General features: G+C 74.2%; 24 protein-coding genes and 1 pseudogene. 13 read left to right on the plus strand and 12 right to left on the minus strand.

All coding sequences use genetic code 11. From position 1 onward, the window contains the following. Nucleotides 1-5 precede the first annotated feature (5 nt). Together ABT041_RS09840 and ABT041_RS09845 are read right to left on the minus strand one after the other, a co-directional pair. Nucleotides 6-590 carry a DUF4865 family protein gene (locus ABT041_RS09840; RefSeq protein ID WP_351181804.1) on the minus strand — a complete coding sequence of 195 codons (585 nt, stop codon included), beginning with the start codon at nucleotides 588-590 and terminating at the stop codon, nucleotides 6-8. A gap of 43 nt (nucleotides 591-633) precedes the next feature. Beyond that, the gene (locus ABT041_RS09845) at nucleotides 634-1,209 is read right to left on the minus strand and encodes a TetR/AcrR family transcriptional regulator (RefSeq protein ID WP_351181807.1); all 576 of its coding nucleotides are present in this window, start codon (nucleotides 1,207-1,209) and stop codon (nucleotides 634-636) included. 158 nt (nucleotides 1,210-1,367) lie between these two features. Here ABT041_RS09845 and ABT041_RS09850 point away from each other — a divergent pair, with 158 nt between their 5' ends. The 3 genes from ABT041_RS09850 to ABT041_RS09860 are packed head-to-tail and all read left to right on the plus strand — an operon-like array spanning nucleotide 1,368 to nucleotide 4,959. Then, complete coding sequence (locus ABT041_RS09850) at nucleotides 1,368-1,646, plus strand: SHOCT domain-containing protein (RefSeq protein ID WP_351181810.1); 279 nt, start codon at nucleotides 1,368-1,370, stop codon at nucleotides 1,644-1,646. After that, a complete protein-coding gene (locus ABT041_RS09855; protein ID WP_351181813.1) occupies nucleotides 1,643-2,413 on the plus strand; it encodes an ABC transporter ATP-binding protein in 771 nt (256 codons plus the stop codon). Before ABT041_RS09850 ends, ABT041_RS09855 begins: the two co-directional genes overlap by 4 nt. Then, the gene (locus ABT041_RS09860; RefSeq protein ID WP_351181816.1) at nucleotides 2,410-4,959 is read left to right on the plus strand and encodes an ABC transporter permease; all 2,550 of its coding nucleotides are present in this window, start codon (nucleotides 2,410-2,412) and stop codon (nucleotides 4,957-4,959) included. Before ABT041_RS09855 ends, ABT041_RS09860 begins: the two co-directional genes overlap by 4 nt. Before the next feature lie 26 nt (nucleotides 4,960-4,985). Here the strand turns inward: ABT041_RS09860 and ABT041_RS09865 are convergent, their stop codons facing one another. Together ABT041_RS09865 and ABT041_RS09870 are read right to left on the minus strand one after the other, a co-directional pair. Next, complete coding sequence (locus tag ABT041_RS09865; protein ID WP_351181819.1) at nucleotides 4,986-5,585, minus strand: ATP-binding protein; 600 nt, start codon at nucleotides 5,583-5,585, stop codon at nucleotides 4,986-4,988. A gap of 171 nt (nucleotides 5,586-5,756) precedes the next feature. Further along, nucleotides 5,757-6,086, minus strand: a complete 330-nt coding sequence (locus tag ABT041_RS09870; RefSeq protein ID WP_351181822.1) for a hypothetical protein — start codon at nucleotides 6,084-6,086, stop codon at nucleotides 5,757-5,759. Nucleotides 6,087-6,273: 187 nt separating this feature from the next. On the opposite strand from ABT041_RS09870, the gene cds1 reads away from it, so the two are divergent. Next, nucleotides 6,274-7,404, plus strand: a complete 1,131-nt coding sequence (gene cds1, locus ABT041_RS09875; protein ID WP_351181825.1) for an L-cysteine desulfhydrase Cds1 — start codon at nucleotides 6,274-6,276, stop codon at nucleotides 7,402-7,404. Here the strand turns inward: cds1 and ABT041_RS09880 are convergent. The 3 genes from ABT041_RS09880 to ABT041_RS09890 all read right to left on the minus strand — a co-directional run bounded on the left by ABT041_RS09880 (nucleotide 7,364) and on the right by ABT041_RS09890 (nucleotide 9,284). Continuing rightward, nucleotides 7,364-7,864 carry an SRPBCC family protein gene (locus ABT041_RS09880; protein ID WP_351181828.1) on the minus strand — a complete coding sequence of 167 codons (501 nt, stop codon included), beginning with the start codon at nucleotides 7,862-7,864 and terminating at the stop codon, nucleotides 7,364-7,366. The two genes, cds1 and ABT041_RS09880, sit on opposite strands and share 41 nt — an antisense overlap. Before the next feature lie 155 nt (nucleotides 7,865-8,019). Beyond that, a complete protein-coding gene (locus ABT041_RS09885) occupies nucleotides 8,020-8,460 on the minus strand; it encodes an SRPBCC family protein (protein ID WP_351181831.1) in 441 nt (146 codons plus the stop codon). Continuing rightward, the gene (locus tag ABT041_RS09890) at nucleotides 8,457-9,284 is read right to left on the minus strand and encodes a DeoR/GlpR family DNA-binding transcription regulator (protein ID WP_351181834.1); all 828 of its coding nucleotides are present in this window, start codon (nucleotides 9,282-9,284) and stop codon (nucleotides 8,457-8,459) included. Before ABT041_RS09890 ends, ABT041_RS09885 begins: the two co-directional genes overlap by 4 nt. 134 nt (nucleotides 9,285-9,418) lie before the next feature. On the opposite strand from ABT041_RS09890, the gene ABT041_RS09895 reads away from it, so the two are divergent. Then, on the plus strand, nucleotides 9,419-11,821 hold the full coding sequence (locus tag ABT041_RS09895) for a hypothetical protein (RefSeq protein WP_351181837.1): 2,403 nt from the start codon (nucleotides 9,419-9,421) through the stop codon (nucleotides 11,819-11,821). Here ABT041_RS09895 and ABT041_RS09900 read toward each other — a convergent pair. From ABT041_RS09900 to ABT041_RS09915, 4 genes are all read right to left on the minus strand, one after another. Continuing rightward, nucleotides 11,791-14,199 carry a right-handed parallel beta-helix repeat-containing protein gene (locus tag ABT041_RS09900; protein WP_351181840.1) on the minus strand — a complete coding sequence of 803 codons (2,409 nt, stop codon included), beginning with the start codon at nucleotides 14,197-14,199 and terminating at the stop codon, nucleotides 11,791-11,793. The genes ABT041_RS09895 and ABT041_RS09900 overlap by 31 nt on opposite strands. Before the next feature lie 189 nt (nucleotides 14,200-14,388). Further along, nucleotides 14,389-14,997 carry an Rv1733c family protein gene (locus tag ABT041_RS09905; protein WP_351181843.1) on the minus strand — a complete coding sequence of 203 codons (609 nt, stop codon included), beginning with the start codon at nucleotides 14,995-14,997 and terminating at the stop codon, nucleotides 14,389-14,391. A gap of 268 nt (nucleotides 14,998-15,265) precedes the next feature. Continuing rightward, a complete protein-coding gene (locus ABT041_RS09910; protein ID WP_351181846.1) occupies nucleotides 15,266-16,090 on the minus strand; it encodes an MOSC domain-containing protein in 825 nt (274 codons plus the stop codon). A 52-nt stretch (nucleotides 16,091-16,142) separates the two neighbouring features. Beyond that, nucleotides 16,143-16,637: a DUF6643 family protein gene (locus ABT041_RS09915; RefSeq protein WP_351181849.1), complete on the minus strand. Its 495-nt coding sequence runs from the start codon at nucleotides 16,635-16,637 to the stop codon at nucleotides 16,143-16,145. A 645-nt stretch (nucleotides 16,638-17,282) separates the two neighbouring features. On the opposite strand from ABT041_RS09915, the pseudogene ABT041_RS39020 reads away from it, so the two are divergent. Continuing rightward, nucleotides 17,283-17,390: pseudogene (locus ABT041_RS39020) on the plus strand (hypothetical protein); the annotation flags it as partial. 245 nt (nucleotides 17,391-17,635) lie between these two features. Here ABT041_RS39020 and ABT041_RS09925 read toward each other — a convergent pair. Then, nucleotides 17,636-18,814, minus strand: coding sequence for a glycosyltransferase (locus tag ABT041_RS09925; RefSeq protein ID WP_351181852.1), 1,179 nt, complete (start codon nucleotides 18,812-18,814; stop codon nucleotides 17,636-17,638). Nucleotides 18,815-18,872: 58 nt separating this feature from the next. Here ABT041_RS09925 and ABT041_RS09930 point away from each other — a divergent pair, with 58 nt between their 5' ends. The 7 genes from ABT041_RS09930 to ABT041_RS09960 all read left to right on the plus strand — a co-directional run bounded on the left by ABT041_RS09930 (nucleotide 18,873) and on the right by ABT041_RS09960 (nucleotide 26,926). After that, the gene (locus ABT041_RS09930; RefSeq protein ID WP_351181855.1) at nucleotides 18,873-19,667 is read left to right on the plus strand and encodes a glutamate racemase; all 795 of its coding nucleotides are present in this window, start codon (nucleotides 18,873-18,875) and stop codon (nucleotides 19,665-19,667) included. A gap of 86 nt (nucleotides 19,668-19,753) precedes the next feature. Continuing rightward, nucleotides 19,754-20,308 carry a hypothetical protein gene (locus ABT041_RS09935; protein ID WP_351181858.1) on the plus strand — a complete coding sequence of 185 codons (555 nt, stop codon included), beginning with the start codon at nucleotides 19,754-19,756 and terminating at the stop codon, nucleotides 20,306-20,308. Nucleotides 20,309-20,404: 96 nt separating this feature from the next. Then, nucleotides 20,405-22,003 (plus strand): apolipoprotein N-acyltransferase, encoded by a 1,599-nt coding sequence (gene lnt, locus ABT041_RS09940; protein ID WP_351181861.1) that lies wholly within the window; start codon nucleotides 20,405-20,407, stop codon nucleotides 22,001-22,003. Between the two features lie 59 nt (nucleotides 22,004-22,062). After that, nucleotides 22,063-22,545: an NUDIX hydrolase gene (locus ABT041_RS09945; RefSeq protein ID WP_351181864.1), complete on the plus strand. Its 483-nt coding sequence runs from the start codon at nucleotides 22,063-22,065 to the stop codon at nucleotides 22,543-22,545. A 55-nt stretch (nucleotides 22,546-22,600) separates the two neighbouring features. Beyond that, complete coding sequence (locus ABT041_RS09950; RefSeq protein ID WP_351181867.1) at nucleotides 22,601-23,452, plus strand: 3-hydroxybutyrate dehydrogenase; 852 nt, start codon at nucleotides 22,601-22,603, stop codon at nucleotides 23,450-23,452. Nucleotides 23,453-23,517: 65 nt separating this feature from the next. Continuing rightward, on the plus strand, nucleotides 23,518-25,410 hold the full coding sequence (locus ABT041_RS09955; RefSeq protein ID WP_351181870.1) for a helix-turn-helix domain-containing protein: 1,893 nt from the start codon (nucleotides 23,518-23,520) through the stop codon (nucleotides 25,408-25,410). Nucleotides 25,411-25,534: 124 nt separating this feature from the next. Further along, complete coding sequence (locus ABT041_RS09960; RefSeq protein WP_351181873.1) at nucleotides 25,535-26,926, plus strand: DHA2 family efflux MFS transporter permease subunit; 1,392 nt, start codon at nucleotides 25,535-25,537, stop codon at nucleotides 26,924-26,926. Nucleotides 26,927-26,965 lie beyond the last annotated feature (39 nt).

Genomic DNA, 26,965 nt, shown 5'->3' on the forward strand with positions numbered 1-26,965 from the left:
ACGCCTCACCACTGCTGCCCGGCGCCCAACGCCGCCCGCCCCGGCGCCGAAAGACGCAGCACCTGGAAGCGCTCGCCCTCGTCGGCGGGCGCTTCCGGGCCCGCCCACAGGGTGAAGGTGAGCAGTTCCCAGTGGCGCGGGTCGATCGCGAGGGCGGAGCCCACGACCCCGTCCCGCCGCGCCTCGCGTGCGTGCCGGGCCACGGCCTCCGTCACGGCCTCGCCCGGCGGGACCGCCTCGCCGAGCGGCGTCCTGCGGCGCGTCGCGGCACCCGGCGCCGACGCGGCCGCCGGCCCCTCCTCGTACGACAGGCCGGTCCAGTGCTGCACCACGGGCCGGCCGAAGTCGTTGACGATGCCCTGGAAACCGGGGCCCCAGAGGAAGGAGTTCATGCCCTCGGGGGTGGCCCAGAGATAGAACGGCGCGTACTGGTTCACCGGTGCCCCGGCCTCCCGCTCCCGGACCAGATAGGCCTTCAGGCCGAGTCCGGGGAACGCGTCGAGCAGATGCCCCTTGGTCGCCACCCGCTTGCGGATGATCTCCATGTCGTAGTCGGCGGGCAGGGTGATCTCGTACTGCATCGCGTGCACGGGAAGGCTCCGTTTCTCCGGTTCTCCGGGGTCCGGGGTGAGGTCAGGGGGCGAGCAGGGCGAGCAGCCCGCGTACGGCGGTGTCGAAAGGCGCCCGCGAACCGGTCGCGCGGGCGAGCACGTACCCGCCCTGCACGGTCGCGAGGGCCGTCGCAGCGATCTCCTCGGGGTCGAGTCCACCGCTCAACTCGCCGCTGTCCACGCCCTCCTGGACGACCTCGGCGAGCCGGCCGCGCACCCGGCCGAGGACCTCCTCGACGGGCGCGCGCAGCTCCGGGTCCGCGATGACCTCGGGGTCCATGGTCAGCCGCCCCACCGGGCAGCCGCGCAGGACGTCGCGCTCGCGCAGCAGGTACGCCTCGATGCGGGCGTACGCCGAACCCGTACCGCCGAGTACCGCCTCGGCCGCCGCGCCCAGCTCCTCGGCCGAGCGCCGGATCGCCGCGAGCGCCAGGTCCTGCTTGCCGGCGAAGTGGTGGTACATGCTGCCCTGGCCCGCGCCCGCCGCCAGCTGGACGGCCTTGGGGCTGGTGCCGACGTAGCCCCGCTCCCACAGCAGCTCGCGGGTCGCCTCGATCAGCCGCTCCGAGGTGTTCGTGCTCATGGCGGCACTGTACATACCAGTAGGTACAGAACGGAAGCAGCGCCGGCGAAGCGACGTACTCCCGGTGTCGTACGCCGGAAGCCGCTGCCCGTACGACGACCCGGACCCCCTCCCGGAGGGAGCCTCGAACCACGGACAACACCACGGACACCACACCGAGGAGCTGAACCCTCATGAACACACTCGCCCACGCGGGCCCCGGCCCCTGGGTCCTCTTCTTCCCGCTCGTCTGGGCCGCCGTCGTCATCGGGATCGTCACCGTCGCCCGCCGCGCGGGCCGGCGCAGGGGCAGGCCGTGGCGCGACACCGGACCCGACGAGAACTCGCCCCTCTCCCTGCTCGGCCACCGCTTCGCCGCCGGGGAGATCGACGAGGACGAGTACTGGCGGCGCCTGAGCGTCCTGGAGGAGCAGTTCGGCCGCGCCGCGGACCCCAAGGGGCGCCGGACATGACCACCCCCGCCCCGCTCCCCGCCGCCCGCGTCGTCGACGCCGTCAAGGTCTACGGGCGCGGCGACACCGAGGTCAGGGCCCTGGACGGGGTGAGCGTCGACTTCCCCGCCGGCCGCTTCACCGCCGTCATGGGCCCGTCGGGCTCCGGCAAGTCCACCCTCATGCACTGCGCCGCCGGACTCGACACCCTCACCTCGGGCGCCGCCCTCGTCGGCGACACCGACCTGTCCACGCTCGACGACCGGCGCCTGACCCTGCTGCGCCGCGACCGGATCGGCTTCGTCTTCCAGGCCTTCAACCTGCTGCCGACCCTCACCGTCGCCGAGAACATCACCCTCCCGCTCGACCTCGCGGGACGCACCGTCGACCGGGAGCACTTCGACCGGCTCGTCGACACCGTCGGGCTGCGCGACCGGCTCCACCACCGGCCGAGCGAACTCTCCGGCGGGCAGCAGCAACGCGTCGCCGTGGCCAGGGCGTTCGCCGGCGGCCCCGATGTCGTCTTCGCCGACGAACCCACCGGCAACCTCGACTCCCGCTCCGGCGAGGAGGTCCTGCGGCTGCTCGGCCGTACGGTCCGCGACACCGGTCGTACGGTCGTCATGGTCACCCACGACCCGGTCGCCGCCGCCCACGCCGACGAGGTGATCTTCCTCGCGGACGGCCGGCTGGTGGACCGCATGACGGGCCCCACGGCCGACCTGGTCCTCGACCGGATGAAGGCCTTCGAGACCGGCCCGGCCGTGGTCGGCGGAGGTGCGACATGAACGCCCCCGCCACCCTCCGTCTCTCCCTCTCCTCCCTCCGCGCGCACCGGCGCCGCTTCCTCGGCACCTTCGCCGCCGTCCTCCTCGGCGTGGCCTTCCTCACCGGCACCCTCGTCATGGGCGACACCCTCCGCGCGAGCTTCGACTCGATGTTCACGAGCGCCACCCGGGGCACGGACGCCATCGTCCGCAGCTCCGTCACCGTGACCGCCGCCGGCGAGGCCCAGGGCACCCGCGGCCCCGTCGAAGCGGCCCTCGCCGAGCGCCTCGCCCAGGTGCCCGGGGTGGCCGCCGCCGCGCCCCGAATCGAGGGCGCGGGTCAGCTGCTCTCCGCCGACGGCAGCCCCGTCGGCGGCAAGGGCCCGCCCACCCTGGCGGGCAACTGGATCGCGGACCCGGCCCTCAACCCGTACCGCCTCGCGGAGGGCCGCGCGCCGAGCGCCCCCGGCGAGGCCGTCGTCAACCGGGGCGCGGCGAAGACGGCCGGCCTCGCCCTCGGCGACACCACCGTCCTGCGCACGCCCGACCCGGTGAAGGTCACCGTCGTCGGCCTGGCCACCTTCGGCGGCGCGGACGGCATGGGACAGGTCACCTGGACCGGTCTCACCCGCGCCGACGCCGAGAAGTACCTGACGGCGCGGCCGGGGGAGGCGACGAGCATCGCCGTACGCGCCGGTCCCGGCGTCTCCCAGGAGGAGCTGGTCACCGCGCTGACCCCGGCCCTTCCCGACGGCGTCGAGGCGATCACCGGCCGGCAGGCCGCCGAGGAGAACACCGAGATGGTCTCCGGCCGTTTCCTGGACCTCTTCACCACCTTCCTCCTCGTGTTCAGCGGGGTCGCCGTCTTCGTCTCCGTCTTCACCATCCACAACACCTTCGCCGTCCTCGTCGCCCAGCGGACCCGAGAGAACGCCCTGCTCCGCGCGATCGGCGCCGCCCGCCGCCAGGTCGTCACCGGCACCCTCGCCGAGGCGCTCGCCGTCGGACTGCTCGCCTCCCTCGCCGGGCTCCTCGCCGGGATCGGCGTCGCCGCCGGACTCCAGGCGCTGTTCCCCGCGATCGGCTTCCCCTTCCCCGAGGGCGACCTCGTCGTCTCCGGCACGTCCCTCGTGCTGCCGCTCGGCATCGGGCTCGCGGTCTGCGCCGGTTCGGCGCTGCTGCCGGCCGTACGGGCCGGGCGCACGGCCCCGCTCGCCGCGCTCCGCGAGACGGACGTGGACGCCTCGGGCACCTCACGCCGGCGCGCACTGACCGGCGGCGGGCTGCTCGCGGCCGCCGTCGGCACGGTCCTCGCCGGTGTCCTCGGCGCGCCGTCGCTGTGGTTCGCCGCGACCGGGGCAGGGCTGGCCGTCGCCGCGTTCGTGGTCCTCGGACCGGTCGCCGCCTCGCTCGCCGTAAGGGTGCTCGGCCGCCCGCTGCGCGGGGTCAACCGGGGCCTCGCCCGCCGCAACGCCCTGCGCAGTCCGGCGCGTACGGCGGCGACCGCCACGGCCCTGATGATCGGGGTCGCCGTCGTCACCCTCTTCACGGTCTTCGGCGCCTCCCTGAAGGCGACCATGGACCGGACCGTCGACCGCTCCTTCGCCGGGGACGTGGCCATCGGCGCGCCCTCGTTCGGGGCGGGCGGCAGCGGCCTCAGTCCGCACCTCGCCCCGGCGGTCGCCGCCCTGCCCGAGGTCGACACGGCCGTGGGCCTGGGGCGCGGCGTCGCGGAGGTCGACGGCCGGGGCCGGGCGCTCACGGTCACCGACCCGGCCGCGCTCGCCCGGACACTCGACCTGGGGGAGGTACGGGGCTCCCTGAGCGGACTCGGTACGGACGGGCTCGCCGTCGCCGCCGACGAGGCGGCCGGCTCGGGTCTGGCGCCCGGGCGGACCGCCGTCCTGACGTTCACCGACGGCAGCCGCCACACCTTCACGGTCCGCGCGGTGTACGAACGGGCCGACCTGGCGGGCGACTACCTCGTCACCCGGGAGGCGTGGGCCCCGCACCGCACCCAGGACGCCGACCGGCTGGTGGCCGTGTCCTTTGCGGAGGGGGTCGGCGCCGAGGAGGGCAAGGCGGCCGTGACGAAGGTCGCCGACCGGTACGGCCATCCGGAGGTGCAGACCCGGGAGGAGTACGCGGAGGCCTCGGCGGGCGGCATCGACATGATGCTCACCCTCGTCTACGCGCTCCTCGCGCTCGCGGTCCTGATCGCGCTGCTGGGCATCGCCAACACGCTGACCCTCTCCGTGCACGAACGGACGCGGGAACTGGGCCTGTTGCGGGCCGTCGGGCAGACCCGGGCGCAGCTGCGGGCCATGGTCCGCTGGGAGTCCGTCCTGGTCGCCGCGTTCGGGACGGTCGGCGGGCTGGCGCTCGGCGGCTTCCTCGGCTGGGTCCTCGTCCGCGCCTCGGGCGACACGGCCTTCGCGTTCGCCGTACCCGCGGCGCGGCTCGCGGTCGTGGCCCTGGTCGGCCTGGTGGCGGGCGCCGTGGCGGCCTGGAGGCCGGCCCGGCGGGCTGCCCGCCTGGAGATCCTCCGGGCGATCGCGACGGAGTGAGTCCGCCGGGCCCTTCCCGCCGCTGATCAGCCCGCTCGGCCCGCCAGGACCGGGCGGGCGATCGATGGCGCCGGCGCCGGCACCGGTTCGGCCGGAGAGCTGAGGGGCACGCCCGGGAGCCGACTGTAGCCGACACCCGCGAGCGGGACCTCGATCCTGACGCCGTACCCGGCGCGTGCGCACTCCTCGACGGGGCCGCCGACGGGCGGCGCCGTGAGGGTGAACCACACGACCTTGCCGTCGACGCCGCACGGCCGGATGCCCCAGCTCTCGCTGACCGCACCGACGATGGCCAGGCCCCGGCCGGAGGTGGCGAGCGCGTCGAGGTCGTCGACCGTGTCGAAGACGTCCGCGTGGCAGACCTCGGGGAGGCGGGGATCGTGGTCCCGGACGGAGACGGTGAGTCGGTCGAGCAGCAGCTCGAGCTCGACCGTGCAGTGCTTGTCCGGCTGCGCGTGGCGGTGGACGTTCGTCAGAAGTTCCGTCACGCCGAGGACGGCCTGGTCGATCAGGGCGTCCAACTGCCAATGTCGGAGATGGGCGGAGATGATGCGGCGGATCTGTCCGATCCGCGACGGCAGGGCCTGAAGCTCCACCGCGTAGTACCTGCTCGGCTCGCTGATCACGGCTGCGACTCCCCGAAGTGGTCCGGAAGAAGACGAAGATTCGGATCTGTCATGCGGTACAGAAGGGGCGGCGACCTGATCGCAGCGTCACCACCGCTGAACCCTCAGTGAGGTGGGTTCCAGCCTGGACCAGCCGTGACCGCCCCGCAACTCGCCGCGAGCCGCCGCAGCTCAGGAGCGTCCCGCAGCCCTCTTCAGCGCGGCGAGGAACCGCCCCGACGCCTCCGCGTCCCCGCCGTCCCGGCCGCGGTCGCCGCCGTCGTCGGAGTGCAGCGTCAGCCGGTACTTGGTGCCGTTCACGGTCGCCACCGTCTCGTCCGCCTTCGCGAACCACGGCCGCCCCGCCCGTACCGCCGAGACCGGCGCACTGTCGATCTCGCTGCCGTAACTCGTGAGGAGCGCGAGGCGGCCGTCCTCGATCCGCACCTCGCCCGCGCGCGTCAGCGAGCGCGGCCAGCGTGCGATCCGTACGCCCCTTGCGCTGAACTCGGGCTCCGCCATGCCGATCCGCCCCTTTCACCCGGTTGCCGTACCCAGTGTGCCGGGCCCTCGCCGCCCGCACCAGTAGCCCTGCGGAAGGGCTTCCACAAGGCAGGCCTATGGATCGTCAAAGGGAACGTTTGCCCAGGTGAGAGGGGTATTGTCGGCCCTGGGGGGACCCCGCGAGGCGACACGAGGAGAGCGACGGATGAGCACCACCCACGAGACTGCGGCCGCCCCGGCGGCCACCGTCGACGTCGACCGCAGCGACCCGGCGTACCGGTCCTGGCTGAAGGAGGCCGTGCGCAAGGTCCAGGCCGACGCCAACCGCTCCGCCGACACGCACCTGCTGCGCTTCCCGCTGCCCGAGAAGTGGGGCATCGACCTCTACCTCAAGGACGAGTCGACGCACCCCACGGGCAGCCTCAAGCACCGTCTCGCCCGCTCCCTCTTCCTGTACGGGCTCTGCAACGGCTGGATCCGTCCCGGGAAGCCGGTCATCGAGGCGTCCAGCGGGTCGACGGCCGTCTCCGAGGCGTACTTCGCGAAGCTCATCGGCGTCCCCTTCATCGCCGTGATGCCCCGCACGACGAGCCCCGAGAAGTGCCGGCTCATCGAGTTCCACGGCGGGCAGTGCCACTTCGTCGACGACTCGCGCACGATGTACGAGGAGGCCGCGGCCCTCGCGGAGCGCACCGGCGGCCACTACATGGACCAGTTCACGTACGCGGAGCGGGCCACGGACTGGCGCGGCAACAACAACATCGCCGAGTCGATGTACCAGCAGCTGAAGCTGGAGCGGTACCCGGAGCCGGCCTGGATCGTCGCCACCGCCGGCACCGGCGGCACGTCGGCGACGATCGCCCGCTACGTCCACTACATGCAGCACGACACCCGGATCTGTGTCGCCGACCCGGAGAACTCCTGTTTCTTCGACGGCTGGACGCACCACGACCCGCACGCCACGGCCGACTGCGGCTCGCGGATCGAGGGCATCGGCCGGCCGCGCATGGAGCCCAGCTTCGTGCCGGGGGCCGTCGACCGGATGATGAAGGTCCCCGACGCGGCGAGCGTCGCCGCCGTGCGCGCACTGGAGACCGCGATCGGCCGCAAGGCCGGCGGTTCGACGGGGACCGGCCTGTGGAGCGCGCTGAAGATCGTCGCCGAGATGGTCGCGGAGGGGCGCACCGGCAGCGTCGTCACCCTGATCTGCGACGGTGGCGAGCGGTACCTCGACAAGTACTACTCCGACGACTGGCTGGCCGCCCAGGGCCTGGACATCGCCCCGTACGCGGCCGCTATCGAGCGTTTCCTCGCGACGGGGGCCTGGCCGGAGTGAGCCGCCGGTCGAGCCGGCGGGCCGCGTCCCGGAAGGAGAGCCCCACGCCGGGCGCGGCGAGGCGCAGCGCGAGCCGGAACGGGGCGGCGCCGTCGGCGGCCATGGTCCAGCGCAGCCGGGTGCCCGTCCCGGTGGGGGAGAGGGTCCACTCCTCCGCCATCGCGGTCACGCCGGGGGCGTTCGTCGCGTCGACCCGGTAGGCGTAGCGGAGGTCGGGCTCGGAGGCCAGGATCGTCTCGTCGAAGGCGATCCCGCCCCGCAGCCGGACGGTCCGGCCCGCGCCGTCGGTCGTCGGGACGGCGGAGGTGACGGCCGTGAACCAGGACGGCAGGCTGCCCACCTCCACGGCGACGGATCGGTAGACGGCCGGCGGGGGTGCGGCGAGGGTGGCGGAGAAGACGAGACGGACGGGCGCGGACGCGGTGAAGTCGAGCTCCACCGGCTTGAGTCGGCGCGGCATGGGCCCTCCCGGGGGACGCGAACGGATGCAGCACCATAGCTGACGAACCGTCAACATCACAGGGCCCCCTGCCGTCGGGCCCACCGCCCATGTGGGGCCCGCGCCTGCTGCCGTGTGGGCCATCGCCCCTTGCGGAACGCCTGCCCACAACGGGGTCACCGTCCTCCGAGCAGGCCGTCCAGGGCCCGGCCGAAGACCACGCGGCCCGCTCGTGCCAGCAGCCCGTCGAAGCACCTCGGTACGCCCCGTACCGAGAGCTCCTCCGTCCAGAGGACCCGCGTGCCGCCGGTCTGCGTGACCATGACCTCCACCTGCGCCCAGCCCCGTACCACCCGGCCCGACTTCACCAGGCGGCAGACGCCGGGCCGGTCGGCCGTCGGTGGGGCCCAGTGGACGATCTCCATCGGGTCGTCGAAGGAGAGGCGGCCGACGCCCGTGCGGGCGGTGAACCGCGTCCCCGCACCGCTCGGCCCCGGCGTCAGGACGATCGTCCGGGTCAGCGGCACCTGCCGCCCGTGCGCCGGCCAGTCCGTGAGCCGGCGCCACACCTCCTCCGGAGCCGACGGCACCGTCCGCTCGACCCGGAAGACGGTCACGCCTCCGCCTCGCCCGGCACCACAAGCCCCGGCAGGTGTTCCGCCACCTCCGCGCGTACGCCCTCCGGCAGGCCCCGGTCCGTCACCCAGGTGTCGACCTCGTCCAGGGAGGCGAAGGAACTCAGACCCACCGTCCCCCACTTGGTGTGGTCCGCGACCACGACGACCCGCCGCGCCGAGCGCATCAGACACCGGTTGGTCTCCGCCTCCGCGAGGTTCGGCGTGGAGAGGCCGGCCTCCACCGACACGCCGTGCACACCGAGGAAGAGCAGGTCGAAGTGGAGCGAGCGGATCGCCCGGTCCGCCACCGGGCCGACGAGCGCGTCGGACGGAGTGCGGACCCCGCCGGTCAGGACGACCGTCGCCGCCCCGCGCCGCGTCTCGCCCCCGCCGACGGTCTGCTGCGCCTCGTGGAAGACGTCGGCGACCCGCACCGAGTTGGTGACCACCGTCAGGTCCGGCACGTCGAGCAGATGCCGGGCCAGCGCGTAGGTCGTCGTGCCGCCCGACAGGGCGATCGCCGTCCCGGGCGCGACGAGGGCGGCCGCCGTCCGGGCGATCTCGTCCTTGGCGCTCGGTTCGAGCACCGACTTGGCCTCGAAGCCCGGCTCGTGGGTGCTCGCCTCGACCACCGGAACGGCCCCTCCGTGCACCTTCGCGACCATCCCCTGCCGGGCCAGCGCGTCCAGGTCGCGTCGGATCGTCATGTCCGAGACGTTCAGGCGCCGGGTCAGTTCGTTGACCCGTACGCCGCCACGCCGCCGTACCTCGTCGAGGATCAGGGCACGCCGCTGCTCCGCGAGGAGGTTCTGGTTGTCAGTCACCGCCGGGGCCGGTCCTTCCGCAGGGGACGAGGGGATGAGTGTCGGATTCGGTGAGAGACCGTGCGCGGTCGCACGGCCTTCCGCGATCCTGTTGCCGACGTCGCATCTTCCCACTCTGAGAGGAAGTCCCCTCAGTGTCCCCTGCCACACCCGCCCCGGAGAGCGGGGGCGCGGCGCTCGAACTCCTCGTCCACGGAGTCGGCGGAGCCACCCCCGAATCGATGCTCGACGACCCCAGGACCGTCCGGGTCACCGGCGACCGCACCGCCGCCATGTTCCGGCGGAGCGAGGACCTCGACGCCGAGGACCACCCCGAGCGGTACGCGGCGCGCCCCGTCCCGGAGGCGTACTGCTGGTCCAACCTGACCTCCGGCGACGGCGCCCGCGCCCTGTGGCTGCTGCTCCTGCCGTTCATGGTGGCCAACCTCGCGCACTGGATGCGGCCGCCCGCCGAGGGCAGGCCGGGCCTCGTGCGGCTGTACGGGGTCCTCGTCCGGCTCGTCGCCCTCACCCTCACCGTGCTCCTCACCGCCGCCGCCTGCGAGGTCGCGCTCGACCTGACGGCCTGGCAGTGCGCCGCCACCCCGGCCTGCACCGACGCCTACTCCTGGCTCGGTTTCCTCTCCGAGGGTCGCGGCGGCTGGTGGTCACCGCCCGGCCGCCGTCTCGCCCTCGCCGCGCTCGTGCCGACCGCGCTCGTCGGTCTGCTCTGGTACCTCTCCAACCGGACGTGGAGCGCGTACGAGGCCCAGCGCCCGCCCACCGGATACGACGCGCCCGTCGCGGAGCCCCCGACGGACACGACCGCGAACGCCGACACGGAGGCCGCCGACGCCGCCGATCCCGCCGGTCCCGTCGAGCTCCGCCCCGCGCTCGGCCGGCCCGGCTTCTGGTACGGCCGCCGACTCGTCGCCCGTCTCCGCGCCGCCCACACCGCCGCCGGATTCCTCACGGTCGCCGCCGCCCTCGTCACGGCCACCGCCCACCACGACGCCGGCGCACCAGGCGTCGGCACGGTCCTCGGCCGGGTCCTCCAGGCGGCCGTCGTCGTCCTCGCCGTCGTCGTGCTCTGGGTCGTCTGCCGGCGCGGCCGCAGCGAACGCCGCCTCGATCTGCGGGTCGAACGGGCCCTCGTCTCCTGGCTCCCCGCCGCCTCCCTCGTCCTCCTCGTGCTCACCGCCGTCCACGCCGGCTGGTCCCGCCCCCGCTGGACCTCCTCCGGCACCCTTCCCGGCGACGCCGTCTTCGGCGCCCTCACCCTCGTCCAGGGCGGCCTCGTCGTCGCCCTCGGCGTCGTCGCCCTGCTCCTCCAGCGGCCCCGCAGGGACCCCCGTACCGCCCTGCGCGGACTCGGCGGGCCCGCCGTCGCGATGCTCGCCTGCGCGCTCGCCGGAGTGATGTCCGGGGGAGTGGCCCAGCGCGTCGCCGACTGGCTCGACGACCCCGCCGCCCGCGGCGGCGTCCGCATCGGCCCGCCCGTCCTCCTCAGCTGGCAAGCGTCGGTCATCCCCGTCCTGCTCCTGCTGCTCCTGGCGCCCGCCGCCCTGCTCGTCGTACGGACGCTCCTCGACGCCCGACGCCTGCGCTCCTCCGTCGAGGCGGACTACGACGCCGCCGGCGAACCCGACCCGGTCCGTACGGGACAGATCGCGTCGGGCCGGGCCCGCGCCTCGCTCACCGACTCCGCGCCCGTCCTCGTCGGCGTCGTCTCCGGCGCGACCCTGCTCCTCGGGGCCGCGTCCGTCGCCGGCGCCTGGGCCAGCGGCAACGTCCCGGGGCGGGCCTTCGACGGAGCCCACCCCGCGATCGCCTCCCTCGCCTCCGCCACCCAGGCCCTCGGCTCGTGGATGATCGGCCTCGGCTTCCTGCTCTTCGTCACCTGGGGCCGCCGCGCCTACCGGGACGCCTCCGCCCGCCGCACCATCGGCATCCTCTGGGACGTCGGCACCTTCTGGCCCCGCGCCGCCCACCCCTTCGCCCCGCCCTGTTACGCCGAGCGCGCGGTCCCCGACCTCACCTGGCGGATGAGCTCCTGGACCCGGAGCACCGGCGGCCGGCTCGTCATCTCCGGGCACTCCCAGGGCAGCGTCCTCGCCGCGGCCGCCGTCTGGCAGCTCCGGCCCGCCACCCGGGGCCGGGTCGCCCTGCTCACCTACGGCTCACCCCTGGAGCGGCTCTACGGCCGCTGGTTCCCCGCGTACTTCGGCCCCGAGGCGCTGCGCGCCCTGAACCGCACGGTGCACTGCTGGAGCAACCTCTACCGCGCCACCGACCCGATCGGCGGGCCCGTCCGGGTGCCGGCCGAGGACGGCCGACCGGCCGTGGACGGGGCGGTGCTGCTCGACCCCGTCGCGTACGGCCGCACCCGGGCGCATCCGCTGCCCGAACCGATCCTGGGCCACTCCGACTACCAGGCCGACCCGGAGTTCGCCCGCCACCGCTCCGCACTCCTCGACCGGCTCCCGCCCGACCTGCCGCACCAGCGCACGCCGAACGAGCCGTCCGGTCAGGGCAGTTCGGGAAGGTCCTCCGGGTAGAGGAGGGTCAGGTCGTCCGTGCTCGCCTCGGCGAGCGCGGCGACCCGGCCCGCGTGCCGCTCCACCATCGACTCGAAGGTCTGCCGCGCCGTACGGCCGTTGCCGAACGCAGGGCCCTTGGGGAGCTTCTCGAAGTACGTGAGCAGCGCCTCGTCCGTGCCGGGGGCGAGCCGGTACTCGTGCTCGTCCGCCTGCTGGCCGACGATCCGCAGCAGCTCCTCGGGCTCGTAGTCGCCGAAGGTGATGGTCCGTGAGAAGCGCGAGGCCACGCCCGGGTTGACGGTGAGGAAGCGCTCCATCTCCGCCGTGTAGCCGGCGACGATGACCACGACCGCGTCCCGGTGGTCCTCCATCAGCTTCACCAGCGTGTCGATCGCCTCACGGCCGAAGTCCCGCCCGGAGTCCTCGGGCGACAGCGCGTACGCCTCGTCGACGAAGAGGACGCCGCCGCGCGCCCGGTCGAAGGCCTCCTGGGTACGGATCGCGGTCGAGCCGATGTGCTCGCCGACCAGGTCCACCCGGGAGACCTCCACCAGGTGCCCGCGCTCCAGGACCCCGAGGGAGGCGAGGATCTCCCCGTACAGCCGGGCGACGGTCGTCTTGCCCGTACCCGGGTTGCCCGTGAAGACGAGGTGGCGGCGGACCGAGGCCGCCTTGAGCCCGGCCTCCTGGCGCCTGCGCCCCACCTCGATCATGTTGGTGAGGGTCCGCACCTCCAGCTTGACGCTCTCGAGACCCACCAGGGCGTCCAGCTCCCCCAGGACGTCCTGCGAGGAACGGCTCTCCGGCGCGGGCTCGGGCGCGTCCGTCGCGGCCGGCGCGGGGGTGCGCGGCGCGGGCACCGTACCGAGCAGGCCCGCCGACCGGGTGGCCGTCAGGACCGTGCCGCCGTCGGGTACGGAGGAGCGGACCGCGCTCTCGTCGCTGGTGCAGTCCTCCGCGCTCGCGCCCTCCTCCGGGAACTCGTAACCGCCGCGCGCGCACCGCTCCGTACGGCACTTGCGCAGGGTCGTCCGGCAGCCGTCCGTGACGTGGAAGCCGTATCCGCCGCTGCCCGTGACCCGGCAGCCGTGGAAGGAGCCGCGGCCCTCCGCCGACACGTAGAAACCGGCCTCGGCGGGCGAGGTGACCGTGCACCGGTCGATCGTGGGGTCGGCGCCCTTGGTGACGATGACACCGGTCTGCACGGAGTCGATCGTGCAGCCGCCGAGGGTGCCGCCGCTGCCGTGGTCCCGGAACCAGGCGCCCGTGGAGGCCTCCCGGATCCGGCAGTCGTCGAGCTGGGCCGTGGCCCCGTCGCTCACCGACACCGCCGTGTTCCGCACCTGCGTCAGATCGCTGTCGACGACGTCCACGCGTGAGCCCCGGTCGAGGACGAACAGCGCGTCCGGCACGTCGTGCACCCGGCAGGCGTCGAGGACGGCGGTCGCCCCGTCGCTGACCCACACGGCCGGGTAGTCGCCCGTACTGTCGTGGATCTCGCACTGGTTGGCGTCCACCCGCGTGCCCGGGTCCCACACGGACAGGCCGTTGCGCCCGAAGCGGCGGACGGTGGACCGGGTCAGCGTCAGGACCGAGCGCGAGCGCAGGTCGACCGCGTTCTCCGGGACGTCGTGGATGTCGCAGTCCGAGAGGGTCAGGACCGCGTCCGTGTCGAGCGTGATCCCGTCGGCCGAAGTGCGGTGCACCGAGGAGTCGGTGAGGTGGGCGGTGGCGCGGGCCGCGATCTGCAGACCGGCGCCCTTGATCTCGTACACCTCGCAGCCCACGCCCTCCAGGCCGCTGCCCTCGCCGGTCACGGCGATGCCCGCGCCGGAGGCGTGGTGCACCCGGCAGCGCTCCAGCCGCGGATGGGCTCCGCCGCGCACCGAGACGCCGGCCTGCCCGGCGGAGACCACCTCGCACTCCTCGAACACGCCGCCCGCGCCGTCGAGGACGGCGATGCCGACCCCGGCCGGATTGTCGACGGTGCAGCGGCGGACCGTGGGCCGGGCGGCGCCCCGCACCTCGATGCCGGCGGCCGAGCGGGTCATGATGCGCAGGTCCAGCAGTTCGGGCGTGCCGTCCTCGACGAGCAGCGCGGGCGCGGCGACGTCCTGCCCCTCGATGTGCAGGTCCTGCACGGTGACGGAGGCGCGGAGGGTGAGCGGCACCCCGTCCGGGGGCGCGATCCGCACCGAGCCGATCCCGCCCTCGGGGCCGCGCAGGGTGACGGCCCGCCGGACCACGAGGTTCTCCCGGTAGGTGCCGGGCGCGACGGTGAGGACGTCCCCGTCGCCGGCGGCCTCGAGGGCGGCGGCGAGAGAGGGGTACTCACCCGTGCGGCGCCGCCACCGCGATGTGCCGGTGTGCGTCACCTGGACCGTGCCCTGTGCCATGGGTGTGTCCTGCCCCCGCCTCATGCCTCGCCGCTGATCCGATGCCCCACCGTAGCGCGCGCGGCGCCGCCGGGTTGACGGGTCGCCGGCCCCCGCCCCCATGGACGTCCGACGGCCCCCGGCACGTGTCAGCGCCGGTCCGGAGCGGTCGGGCTCGGTCGCCGAGTGATCGAACCCGAAGCCCGGGGTTCAGCTTCCGGTGCCCGTGCGGCCCCAGTCGGGACCCACCGCCGCCCACGCGCGGTCGAGGCGCGCGTAGCGCCGCAGCTCCAGTCTGCGGACGGCGATGCGGCGGACGAGCTCCACCAGGAGACCGGCGAGGAGAGCGGCCGTCAGCCCGGCCATGATCGCGTGCGCACGGGCCGTTCCCGTCTGCATCGGCGGCTGCACCGGGCGCCCTTCCGAATCCGTCCAGATCCGGAAGGAGGCGCCGGGCGCGGAGTGCTGCCGGGCCGTCGCCACCGTCCCCGTGCGGGGCGTGCCGTCCGGCGCGGTCCAGCGGGCGACGACGGAGCGCCGCAGCCGCTCCTCCCCGGCGGTCTCGACGGACCGGGGGCCGCTGACGGGTCCGTCGGCGAGCCGCACCACCCGGGCCGTCGTCGGCAGCCGCTGCTCCTGCTGCGTGCGGACCGCGCGCGACAGCGAGCCGTACGCGGAGGTGCCGGACGCCCAGCCGGTCAGCGGCACCGCGAGACAGAGCAGTACGGCCGCCGCGAAGGCGACCCATGCCTCGACGAGATCAGTGGTCCGGCGCAGGGGATTGTGCCGCCAGCGCCAGAGTCCGGTGGCTGCACGCACGTGTGGACCCCCTCGTTGTTCACCGCTCCTCCAACGAGTGTGCCCCGGTGCCTGGTTCCCCGCCCGTCGGGCGCGCGAAGTGTGATGTGAACCCCGCGCTGTGCTGTGAACCCGCGCCGGGGTGCTGACCCGCGCTGTGCTGCGAACCCCCGCTGTGCTGCGAACCCCCGCTGCGCTGCGAACCCCCGGCCGTGCTGCGAACCCCCGCAGGTGATGCGAACGCCCGCCGTGCTGCGAACCCCCGGCGTGATGCGAACCCGGCCCGTCCTCAGTCCAGGATCTTCACGGCGTCGCCGACCCGGACGGTGCCGGTGTGCTCGGGGACGAGGTTCTGGCCGAAGAGGACGCGGCCGTCGTTCTTGCGGTGCCGGGCGAGGGTCCGCAGGGGTTCCTTGCCGCGCTCGGCGGTCAGCTGGTTCGTCGTGGTGACGGCGCAGCGCCCGCAGGGCCGGGCGACCCTGAAGGTGACCTCTCCGACGGCGAGTCGCGTCCAGCCGTCCTCCGCCCAGGGGGCGGTGCCCTCGATCACCAGGTTCGGCCTGAACCGGTTCATCGGCAGGGGGCCCTCGTCGGCGTGGTCGCCCTGGGCGATCAGGGAGTTGAGGGCGTCGAGCGAGGAGACGGTGGCGACGAGCAGCGGATAGGCGTCCGCGAAGCTCACGGTCTCGCCGGGCAGCGCGTAGTCGGGGTCGACGGGCCGCCGGTGCCCGGGCGCGTCCATGTGCACGAGCCGTACGTCGCTCTCCAGGTACGCCGAGAGCCAGGCGGCCGCGGCGGGGTCGGCCGGGACCGCCTCCACGTCATCGCCGAAGATCTTCACCGTGACGGTGGTGGAGGGGTGCGGGACCTCGACCTCCAGCGTCGGGTGACCGGGAGCGGACAGTGCGACCCCGCCGCCCGGCAGGGGCTCGGCCGTGGCCAACGCCATCCGGGGGTGGCGGCGTTGGGTCACGACCTCGTTCGCGGCGTCGACGACGGTCCAGCGGCGGTCCCCGGCGAGCCCCCAGGGCTGCACCTCGGCCTCGGTGCGGGTCAGCGCACGCATGGATTTGACCGGGTGGATGTGGACGGAGCGGAGTACAGGAATAGGCATGCCTTCATCCTGCCAGCCGCCCCGGCACGACGGAGCCGGTGGGCGGAGCCTGTCAGTAACCCCCGCCCTGGTAGGGGCGGTTGTACGGGTCGTCGTAGGGCGCGGGGGCCGGGACCGGCGCCGGCCGGGGGGCCGCCGGGCGCATCGCCTCGTAGCCGGCGGCGGCCGGTCGGGGCTGCTGCGGGTACTGACCGCCCGGGTAGCCGCGCGGGGCCACCGGCTGCTGCGGGATGTACGGGGCCGGGGCGGCCTGCAGCGGGACGGGGGCCATCTGCGGTGAGGGCTGCGGGTAGCCGTACCCGCCGCCGTAGGCGGGGGCGGGCTGTGGGCTGGGCGCCGCCGGGAGGGCGGGCAGCGCCGCGGGGAGCGCCGGCAGGTAGGAGCCGCTCGCGGGGAAGCTGCTGCCCGTGTCGTAGGCGGCGGGCACTCGGATCGGGGCGATCTGAGGCGTGCCCCGCTCCGCGACCAGGGAGTCGTAGATCGGGGTGTCCGGGAAGGACGGCGCGGTGTGGAAACCGCCTCCATAGGTGGAGCGGGGGGAGGTCATGGCACATAAGTTAAGCCCACGATGTGCCGGTTGGGGAGCCCCCATCTTCGGGTCATCCGTTTTACGCTGTTTTTGTCGGCCTGACCTGCTAAAACGTTGTTAAAGGCTGCGTTAACGGCGGGGGATTATTCCTTCGGTCGGGGGACATCTGGCGGTGCCGACGCAGGTGGCGGACTTTCGATCTTGAGTGCCTGAAACTCAGGATTATCGAGCTATTACCGACCGTAACTAGGTGCCGACGTGTTGAGGATTCCTGTGGTCGCCGTGTCCGTGTGTATCGGGGTCTTGTCCTTCTTGTGAAACGGCGGGCGGCAAATCAGGCATCCGGGGGCGAACCCGCTTTTGTGCCGCGTGGCATGTGCGCGACGGGCTGAGAGCGTCCGTGCCCGTCAAGGCAGTCCTCCTTGAACGGGTGGGCGGCGATCCCGTCCAACTCCCCCTGGCTCCCTGGAGAAACCACATGTCCTCGCCTTCCCCCGCCGCCGGCCGCGCCGTCTCGCCCTCACGTCCGGCGCCGCCGTCCTCGCCGGCACCCTGATCGCCGCCGGTGCCACCACCACGTCGGCGGGCGCCGCCGCCGACCGCGCCGACGCCACCTCCGTCGCGGCCACCGCCTCCTCGCTCGGTCTCGGAGTCAAGGAGAAGCTGGTCGTCAAGGACGTCGTCGAAGACGCCGACGGCACCGTCCACACCCGCTACGAGCGCACCTACGCCGGTCTTCCCGTCCTCGGCGGCGACCTCATCGTCCCCCACACGCGGGGCGGGTCACGCGGCCCGGGCGAGGTGGGTACGGTGCCGGGCGACCGTCGCCAGGACCGACGCCGGCAGGAACGCCCCCGCGGCGATGACCGCCGACACAAGCGCACGCCGGGTCGTCCATGTGACCGAAGCGGGCGCCGCCGGTTTGGCCGACACCTTCGGCGTGCGGCCGGTGGACTGACCCGGAGTCACCGGACGTCCGCCCGTGCGCGCCTGACACAGGTGAGGGGGCCCGAAGCTCACCTGTCCGGTGCCGTCTCCGGGCGGGTGTACGTGCGGCCCTTCCAGGCCGCGCCCCGGCCCCGGTAGTGACGGACCGCCGAGTCCACCGTCATCAGGAGGTACAGGAGCGCCGTGACCGGCAGCAGGGGGGCGAGCCACAGCGGCTGCCGGTAGTAGCGGAGCATCGGCACGTACGTCCCCGCCATCACCGCCCACGCGACCCCGCCCGCCCAGGCCGTCACCGCGTCCCCCGTCCACACCCCCGTCACCAGGGCCGTCGGCGGCACCAGATAGACGAGGGCCAGACCCGCCACCGTCCCCGCCAGCAGCAGCGGGTTGTGCCGCAGCTGCGCGTACGCGCTCCGCGCGATCATCCGCCACAGTTCCCCGAGGCCCGGATACGGGCGGACGCTGTCGACCCGCTCCGCGAGCCCCAGCCAGATCCGCCCCCCGCACCGCCGCACCGCCCGCGCGAGCGACACGTCGTCGATCACGGCCTGCCGGATCACCTCCGGCACGTTCGCCGCCACCGCCGTCTCCGTCCGCAGCAGCACGCAGCCACCCGCCGCGGCCGTCGCCAGCGGCCTCGGCCGGTTGATCCAGCGGAACGGGTACAGCTGGGCGAAGAAGTAGACGAACGCCGGCACCACCAGGCGCTCCCAGAAGCTCGCGACCCGCAGCCGGGCCATCTGCGACACCAGGTCCAGATCGTTCTCCGCGGCCGCCGCGACGAGCCGCCGCAGACTGTCCGGCTCGTGCGCGATGTCCGCGTCCGTGAGGAGGAGGTACTCCGGCTCCCGCGCGCGTGCAAGCGCCATTCCGTGCCGCAGCGCCCACAGCTTCCCCGTCCAGCCCGGCTCCGGCTCTCCCGGCGACACGACGGTCACCGGCAGCCCGCCGTACCGGCCCGACAGCTCCGCGGCGAGCTTTCCCGTACCGTCCGTGCTCCCGTCGTCGACGAGGAAGACCTCCGCGCTCCCCGGATAGTCCTGTACGAGGAGCGAGGGCAGGCTCAGCGGCAGCACCTCCGCCTCGTCCCGCGCCGGCACGACCACGGCCACCCGCGGCCACGGACCGGTCCGGGTGCCGCGCGACGGCGGCAGCCGCTGATCGGTGCGCCAGAAGAAGCCCTGGCCGAGCAGCAGCCAGACCCAGGCGGCCAGGGAGGCGGTCGAGAACCAGGCGAAGGTGCTCATTCGCCGCAGTCTGCCCCAGTTCGCGGGGGACGTGAGGCTCATCGGCTAGGGTGACCGGGTGAAGATCGCGCTCATGGACTCCGGAATCGGCCTCCTCCCCGCGGCCGCCGCGGTGCGGCGGCTCCGGCCGGACGCGGATCTCCTCCTCTCCAACGACCCGGACGGCATGCCGTGGGGCCCGCGCACCCCCGAGGACCTCACCAGCCGCGCCCTGGACGTCGCCCTCGCCGCCGCCGAGCACCGGCCCCAGGCGCTCATCGTGGCCTGCAACACCGCCACCGTGCACGCCCTGCCGGCCCTCCGCGCCGCCCTCGAACCGGACATCCCGGTCATCGGCACCGTGCCCGCGATCAAGCCGGCCGCCGCGGCCGGCGGCAAGGTCGCGATCTGGGCCACCCCCGCCACCACCGGCAGCGCCTACCAGCGCGGGCTGATCCGCGACTTCGCCGACGGCGCCGAGGTCACCGAGGTGCCCTGCCCCGGTCTCGCCGACGCCGTGGAGCACGCCGACCGGGACGCCGTCGACGCCGCCGTCGCCGCGGCGGCCGCGCTCACCCCGACCGACGTCCGCGCCGTCGTCCTGGGCTGCACCCACTACGAACTCGTCGAGGAGCGGATCCTCGCCGCCCTGGCGGCCCGCCGCCAGGGCGGACTCCCGCCGATCGTCTTCCACGGCTCCGCCGACGCCGTCGCCGCCCAGGCCCTGCGCCGGATCGGCGCCGAGCCCGCGCCCGACGCGGACCCCACCGGCATCCTCTCCGTCCTGCTCAGCGGACGGCCCGGCGACCTCCCCGCCACCGCCCTGACCTACGCGGAGGGCCGCGCCCTCGGCGCCACGGCCGCCGTGCGCTGAGCACCGCCGGAGGGGTCCGTACCGAGCGTGACCGGACGACTCCGCTCCGGCGCGCTGTTCCGGCCGATCCTGGGTACTCTCGCCTTATGAGGGAGCATTCCCGGACCGAACCGACGCCCGCCGTCTGGACCGGTCGCGCCACCAACCGTTTCCAGTGGGTCGCGGCTGTCGCCGGAGCCGCCTGCATGGCGCTGGGCATCACCCTCGCCGTCGAGTCCCCGTGGACCTCCGGCATCGCCGCCCTCCTGATGGCGGTGATCGGCTGCGTCGCTGCCGGACTGCTCGTCCTCTTCGGCACCCTCGCCTTCGTCCACGTCGCCGTGAAGGTCGACGACCGCGCCATGGAGGTCCGCTGCGGCCACATCGGCGTGCCGCGGCGCCGCATCCCGCTCACCCAGGTCGTCGGTGCGGACTTCGCGCCGAGGGTCAGTCCGTGTCAGTGGGGCGGCTGGGGCTACCGCTGGCGGCCCGAGAAGGGCACGGCCGTGATCGTCCGGCGGGGCGAGGGCCTCGTCCTGCGCCTCGGTGACGGCCTCACCTTCACCGTGACCGTCGACGACGCCGAGTCGGCCGTGCGCGTCATCCGCGCCCGCCTGCGCCACCCGGCCCCGCCGGCGCCGCCCGCCGCGACCGGCGCGTGAGCACGGGGAGGTCCCGCGTCCGCACCGGTCGCAGGGGTTCCCGGCCGGGCCGTACCGCCCTCCTGACGGACAGGATCGCCCCGTAGACTCCCCAAGGTGAGTGCCACCATCACCCCCGTCGACGCGTCCGGACCCGACACCGCCCCCACGCCGGGTTCCCGGCTCCGGCGGTTCGTGCGGCCCGGGGCGGCTCTGCTGTCCGGGTTCCTGCTCTACCTGAGCTTCCCGCCGCGCCCCCTGTGGTGGCTCGCGCTGCCCGCCTTCGCCCTGCTCGGCTGGACCCTGCGGGGCCGCCGGCTCCGCGCCGGGTTCGGCCTCGGCTACCTCGCCGGCCTCGGCTTCCTGCTGCCGCTCCTCGTCTGGACCGGCGAAGAGGTCGGCGCCGGTCCGTGGCTCGCGCTCGCCGCCGTCGAGGCGCTGTTCGTGGCCGCCGCCGGACTCGGCATCGCGGCCGTCTCCCGGCTCCCCTGGTGGCCCTTCTTCGCCGCCGGTGTGTGGATCCTCGCGGAAGGGGCACGCGCGCGCGTGCCCTTCGGCGGCTTCCCCTGGGGCAAGGTCGCCTTCGGACAGGCCGACGGCCTCTTCCTCCCGCTCGCCGCCGTCGGCGGCACCCCCGTGCTCGGCTTCGCCGTCGCCCTCTGCGGCTTCGGCCTGTTCGAGGCCGGCCGGCAGTTCCGCGCCTACCGGGCCACCGGCGCGGTCCCGCGCGGACCGCTCGCCGCCGCGGCGCTCTCGGTCCTCGTCCCGGTCACCGGCGCCCTCGCCGCGCTGCCCCTCGTCGACGACTCCGCCGAGGACGGCACCGCCACCGTCGCCGCCGTCCAGGGCAACGTGCCGCGCCTCGGCCTCGACTTCAACGCCCAGCGCCGCGCCGTCCTCGACAACCACGTGGCCCGCACCCGCGAGCTCGCCCGGGCGGTCAAGGAGGGCCGCGAGCCGCAGCCCGACTTCGTGCTGTGGCCGGAGAACTCCTCCGACATCGACCCGTACGCCAACGCCGACGCGGCCGACGTCATCGACGGCGCCGTGAAGGAGATCGGCGTGCCCACCGTCATCGGCGCCGTGATCACCCCCGAGACCGGCAAGCTCCGCAACACCCTCATCGAGTGGGACCCCGAGCGCGGCCCCGTCGCCACGTACGACAAGCGGCACGTGCAGCCCTTCGGCGAGTACATCCCGATGCGCCCCTTCGTACGGATCTTCAACAGCAACGTCGACCGGGTGAGCCGCGACTTCGGCGCCGGTACGAAGATCGGCGTCTTCGACCTCGCCGGTACGAAGGTCGGTCTCGCCACCTGCTACGAGGCGGCCTTCGACTGGGCCGTGCGCGACACCGTCACCCACGGCGCCCAGCTGATCTCCGTCCCCAGCAACAACGCCACCTTCGGCCGCAGCGAGATGACCTACCAGCAGCTCGCGATGAGCCGGGTGCGCGCGGTCGAGCACAGCCGGTCCGTGGTCGTGCCCGTCACCAGCGGTGTCAGCGCGATCATCCGGCCCGACGGCGAGATCGTCGCGCAGACGAAGATGTTCACCCCGGACGTCCTCGTCGAGAAGGTGCCGCTGCGTTCCTCCCAGACCCCCGCGACCCGCCTGGGCACTCTGCCCGAGGCCCTGCTCGCGCTGCTCGCCGCGGCCGGCCTCGGCTGGGCCACCACCCGCGCCGTGCGCGCCCGCCGCACCCCGGCCGCCTGAGGCCCCAGGCCGTCCCACGCGCCCCCGGCCCCGGTCCTCCGATGATCTAGGGTCGGGGCATGGGTATTCCTGACTTCATCCTCGAACTGCGCAAGACGGCCGGCCACCAGCTGCTCTTCCTGCCGGGCGTCAGCGCCGTCGTCTTCGACGACCGGGGCCGGGTCCTGCTCGGCAAGCGGGCCGACAACGGCCTCTGGGCGATCGTCGGCGGCATCGTCGACCCGGGGGAGCAGCCCGCCGACGCCGTGGTGCGCGAGGTGTACGAGGAGACCGCCGTGCGCTGCGTGCCCGAGCGGATCCTGCTCGTGGAGACCCTCCGCAAGCCCGTCGTCTACCCCAACGGCGACACCTGCCAGTACATGGACGTCGCCTTCCGCTGCCGGGCCGTCGGGGGCGAGGCGCGGGTCAACGACGACGAGTCGACCGAGGTCGGCTGGTTCGAGGTGGACGACCTGCCGGAGATGAAGCGTTTCTCCTATCTGCGGATCGAGAAGGCGCTCGCCGACGACCCCACATGGTTCCGCACCACAGCAACCAACTGAACTATGGGCCCGGCGCACATCGGTGGGGGAGGGGCCCGTTCATAGGGTGCGGAGCATGAGCGCACCCATCACCGTCCCCGGCACCGAATTCGCCGCCGCCCCCGGGAACGACGTCGCCTCGCCCCTGCCCCACGCCGCGGCCCTCGCCCTCGACCTCACCGGCCGCACCGCGCTCGTCACCGGCGCGGCCGGCGGCATCGGGCGCGCCTGCGCCCTGCGGCTCGCCGCCGCCGGGGCCCGGGTCAGAGCGGTCGACCGGGCCGCCGAGGGCCTGCGGACCCTGGCGGACGAGGCCGACGCGCTCCCCGGCACCCTCGAACCCCACCTCCTCGACCTGACCGACCTGGACGCGGCGGAGGCCGCGGCCGCCGGCACCGACATCCTCGTCAACAACGCCGGGATCCAGCTGGTCCGCCCCATCGAGGAGTTCCCGCCGGACGTCTTCCACACCGTCCTCACGGTGATGCTGGAGGCGCCCTTCCGGCTCATCCGCGGCGCCCTGCCCCATATGTACGGCCAGGGCTGGGGGCGGATCGTGAACCTCTCGTCCGTCCACGGGCTGCGCGCCTCCGCCTTCAAGTCCGCCTATGTGGCCGCCAAACACGGTCTGGAGGGCCTCTCCAAGACCGCCGCCCTCGAAGGCGCCCCGCACGGGGTCACCTCCAACTGCGTCAACCCCGGCTATGTCCGTACCCCGCTGGTCGAACGGCAGATCAGCGACCAGGCCGCCGCCCACGGCATCCCGCCGGAGCGCGTGCTCACCGAAGTCCTCCTCAAGGACTCGGCGCTCAAGCGGCTCATCGAACCGGAGGAGGTCGCCGAGGCCGTCCTCTACCTCTGCAGCCCGCAAGCCTCGTTCATCACCGGCAGCTCCCTCACCCTCGACGGCGGCTGGACCGCCCACTGAGACAGACCCCCACGGTTGTCCACAGGGGTGGTGCGACCACACGTACGGCAGGTATCCCTGTGTCCATGTCCCACGAACTCGTCTCCTACCTGGAACTCCTCGCCCGGGGAGCGGCGACGGAGGCCTACGACCGGCCCGTGCTGCTCGCCCGCGCGAGCGGCGCGGGCCCCGAGGTGCTGGCCGAACTCGAAGAGGCCAAGCAGCTCGCGCTACGGGTCCGGGCCGAGCTGGAGGGGCGGCGGCGCCGCGAGGCGGAACTCTCCGCCCTCTTCGCCACCGCCCACGACCTCGCGGGGCTCCGCGACCTCGACGCGGTGCTGCGGGCCATCGTGCAGCGCGCCCGCTCGCTCCTCGGCACCGAGGTCGCCTACCTCAGCCTCAACGACCCGGCGGCCGGCGACACGTACATGCGGGTCACCGAGGGCTCGGTCTCCGCCCGGTTCCAGCAGGTCCGGCTCGGCATGGGCGAGGGGCTCGGCGGCCTCGTCGCCCAGACCGCCCGGCCCTACGTCACCGAGGACTACTTCGCGGACCCGCGCTTCCAGCACACGCGCGCCATCGACGCCGCCGTACGGGACGAGGGCCTCGTCGCCATCCTCGGCGTGCCGCTCAGCCTCGGCAGCCAGGTCATCGGCGTGCTGTTCGCCGCCGACCGCAGGGCCAGGGTCTTCGAGCGCGAGCAGGTCGCCCTCCTCGGCTCCCTCGCCGCGCACGCCGCCGTCGCCATCGACACCGCCAACCTGCTCGCCGAGACCCGCTCGGCCCTCGCCGAGCTGGAGCGGGCCAACGACATCATCCGCGAGCACAGCGCCGTCATCGAGCGGGCCTCCGACGTCCACGACCGGCTCTCCGAGCTCGTCCTGCACGGCGGCGGCGTCCACGACGTGGCCCACGCCGTCTCCGAGGTCCTCGGCGGCACCGTCGAGTTCACCGAGGCGGGCGCGGGCTCCGCCCGCCGCGCCGGCGGCCACGCGGTCCGCGAGGGCGACGACTGGGTGGCGGCCGTCTCCGCCGGCGACGAGACGCTCGGCGCGCTCGTCCTCCACGGGCAGCCCGAGCTCGACCCCGTCGACCAGCGCACCCTGGAGCGCGCCGCCCTCGTGACCTCCCTGCTGCTGCTCGCCCGCCGCTCCGCGGGCGAGGCCGAACAGCGGGTACGGGGCGAGCTCCTCGACGACCTCCTGGACGCCCCCGACCGGGACCCCCGCCTGCTGCGCGAGCGCGCCGCCCGCCTCCGTACCGACAGCGAGGCCCCGCACGTCGTGCTCGCCGCACGGATCGACAGGGCCGCCGAGGACGCCGCCGACTCCGACGCCGGGCGCCGGGAGAGCGCCGACCGCCGGCGCCTGTGGTCGGCGGCCTCGCACCTGGCCGCCACCCGCCACGGACTCGCCTCGGCCCGCGACGGCGGTACGGTCCTGCTGCTGCCGCTCGGGCCGGGGGAGAGCGCGGCCGAGCTCGCCCGCCAGACCGCCAGGAGCCTGGGCGGCACCCTGCGCGAGCCGGTCACCGTCGGCGCCTCCGCTCCCGTACGGAAGGTCCTCGACCGCCCGGACCAGGTGGCCCTCGCGTACGAGGAGGCCCGCCGCTGCCTGGACGCGCTCGTCCTGCTGCACCGCTCGGGCCAGGGCGCGGCCGCCGAGGACCTCGGCTTCCTCGGCCTCCTCCTCGCCGACGGCCGGGACATCGACGGCTTCGTGGGCCGGACGATCGGCCAGGTCGTCGACTACGACCTGCGCCGCGGCACCGACCTGGTCCGCACCCTGGACGCCTACTTCGCCAGCGGCATGAGCCCGGCCCGCACCAAGGACGAACTCCACGTCCACGTCAACACGGTGGCCCAGCGCCTGGAGCGCGTCGGCCGGCTCCTCGGCCCCGACTGGCAGTCCCCGGCCCGCGCCCTGGAGATCCAGCTGGCCCTGCGCCTGCACGCGATGGCGGCGGCCGTCACCCGCTGAACCGCGGGGCCGTACCGCGTCGGTGGGATCGGGCCGATGAGCGGCGTCCCGCGAACTCGGGCCGGTGAGCCCGTGACGCCACGGGCTCCCTGATCGTTCTCGGGGCGAATCCCGAGGGAGCCGCATGACCAAGGAACGCCTTGATCCCGCCCTGCTCAGGCTGTGCGGTGTGCTCGCCGTGGGGGCCTTCGCCCCGCTCCTCGACAGCACGATCGTCTCCGTGGCGGTCGACGCCCTCGCCGACGACCTCGGTGTCCCGACGACGACCGTGCAGTGGGTGAGCACCGCCTACCTGCTGACGTTCGCGATGGTCATGCCGGTGAGCGGCTGGGCCGGTAACCGGTTCGGGACGCGGCGGGTCTGGCTGGGCGCGCTGGCCGTGTTCTCCGTCGGTTCGCTGCTGTGCGCCTCCGCCCGGAGCGTCGAGTCGCTCGTCCTGTTCCGAAGCGTTCAGGGCGCCGGTGCGGGGCTGATGACGCCGGTCCTGCAGACCATCGTCATCCGGGCCAGCGGTGGGCGGAGCGTCGGCCGGCTCATCGCGGTGGTCTCGTTGCCGGCTCTCCTCGGCCCGGTCCTGGGGCCGGTGTTCGGCGGGCTGCTGCTCGGGCACCTCAGCTGGCGCTGGATCTTCTACGTCAACCTGCCGGTCTGTGCGTTGGCGCTGTTCCTCGCCTGGCGGGGCGTGCCCCGGGACCGTCGGCAGCGTGCTTCCCGCCTCGATGTCGTAGGGCTGCTGCTGGTCTGTCCGGGCCTCACCGGGCTCGTGTACGGGCTCTCGCAGTGCGGCGGCGGGGGCGGTGCGGGACAAGGGCGAGTACTCCTGCCGATCGCGGCGGGAGTCGTCCTGGTCGTGGCGTTCGTCGGACGGAGCCTGCGGAGCAGCGCGCCCCTCATCGACCTGCGTCTGTTCGGGCTGCGCTCCTTCGCCGCGACGTCGGTGCTGATGTTCGCCGGCGGTCTGACCATGTACGGCGGGATGTTCCTGCTGCCGCTGTACTGCCAGCTCGTGCTCGACAAGGGCGTCGTCGCCACCGGTCTCCTGCTCGTTCCGCAGGGCGTCGGCGCGCTGGCGGCGCGGGGGGCCGGGGTGCTCACCGACCGGATCGGGCCCCGTCCGGTCGTGGTGACCGGCCTGCTGCTGAGCGCGGTCGCGACGTGGCCCTTCGCCGCCTCGGTGGCCGAGGGCGCGGTGATCGGCGTCGCCCTGTTCTTCCGTGGCCTCGGTATGAGCGCCGTCAACCTCGCTGTCACGGTCGGTGCCTACCAGGGCCTCGCGGACTCCCAGGTCGCGGACGCCAGCACCACGACGCGCATCCTCCAGCAGCTCGGCGGTTCCTTCGGCATCGCCACCCTCGCCGTCCTGCTCCAGCGCGGTGACCACACCGCCACGGCGTTCGCCCACGCCTTCGGCCTGACGGCCGCCCTCACCGTCTGCACCGTCGTCGTGGCAGCACTGCTGCCCGGCCGCCGCGCCCCGGCCTCGGCACCACTGGCGACGGCCGACGGACGGACCTGACGACGCTCTGCCACCGGCCCGGCGGCCCGTCCGCCCGCA

Source organism: Streptomyces sp. NPDC002825 (assembly GCF_040295385.1).
Lineage (GTDB): Bacteria > Actinomycetota > Actinomycetes > Streptomycetales > Streptomycetaceae > Streptomyces.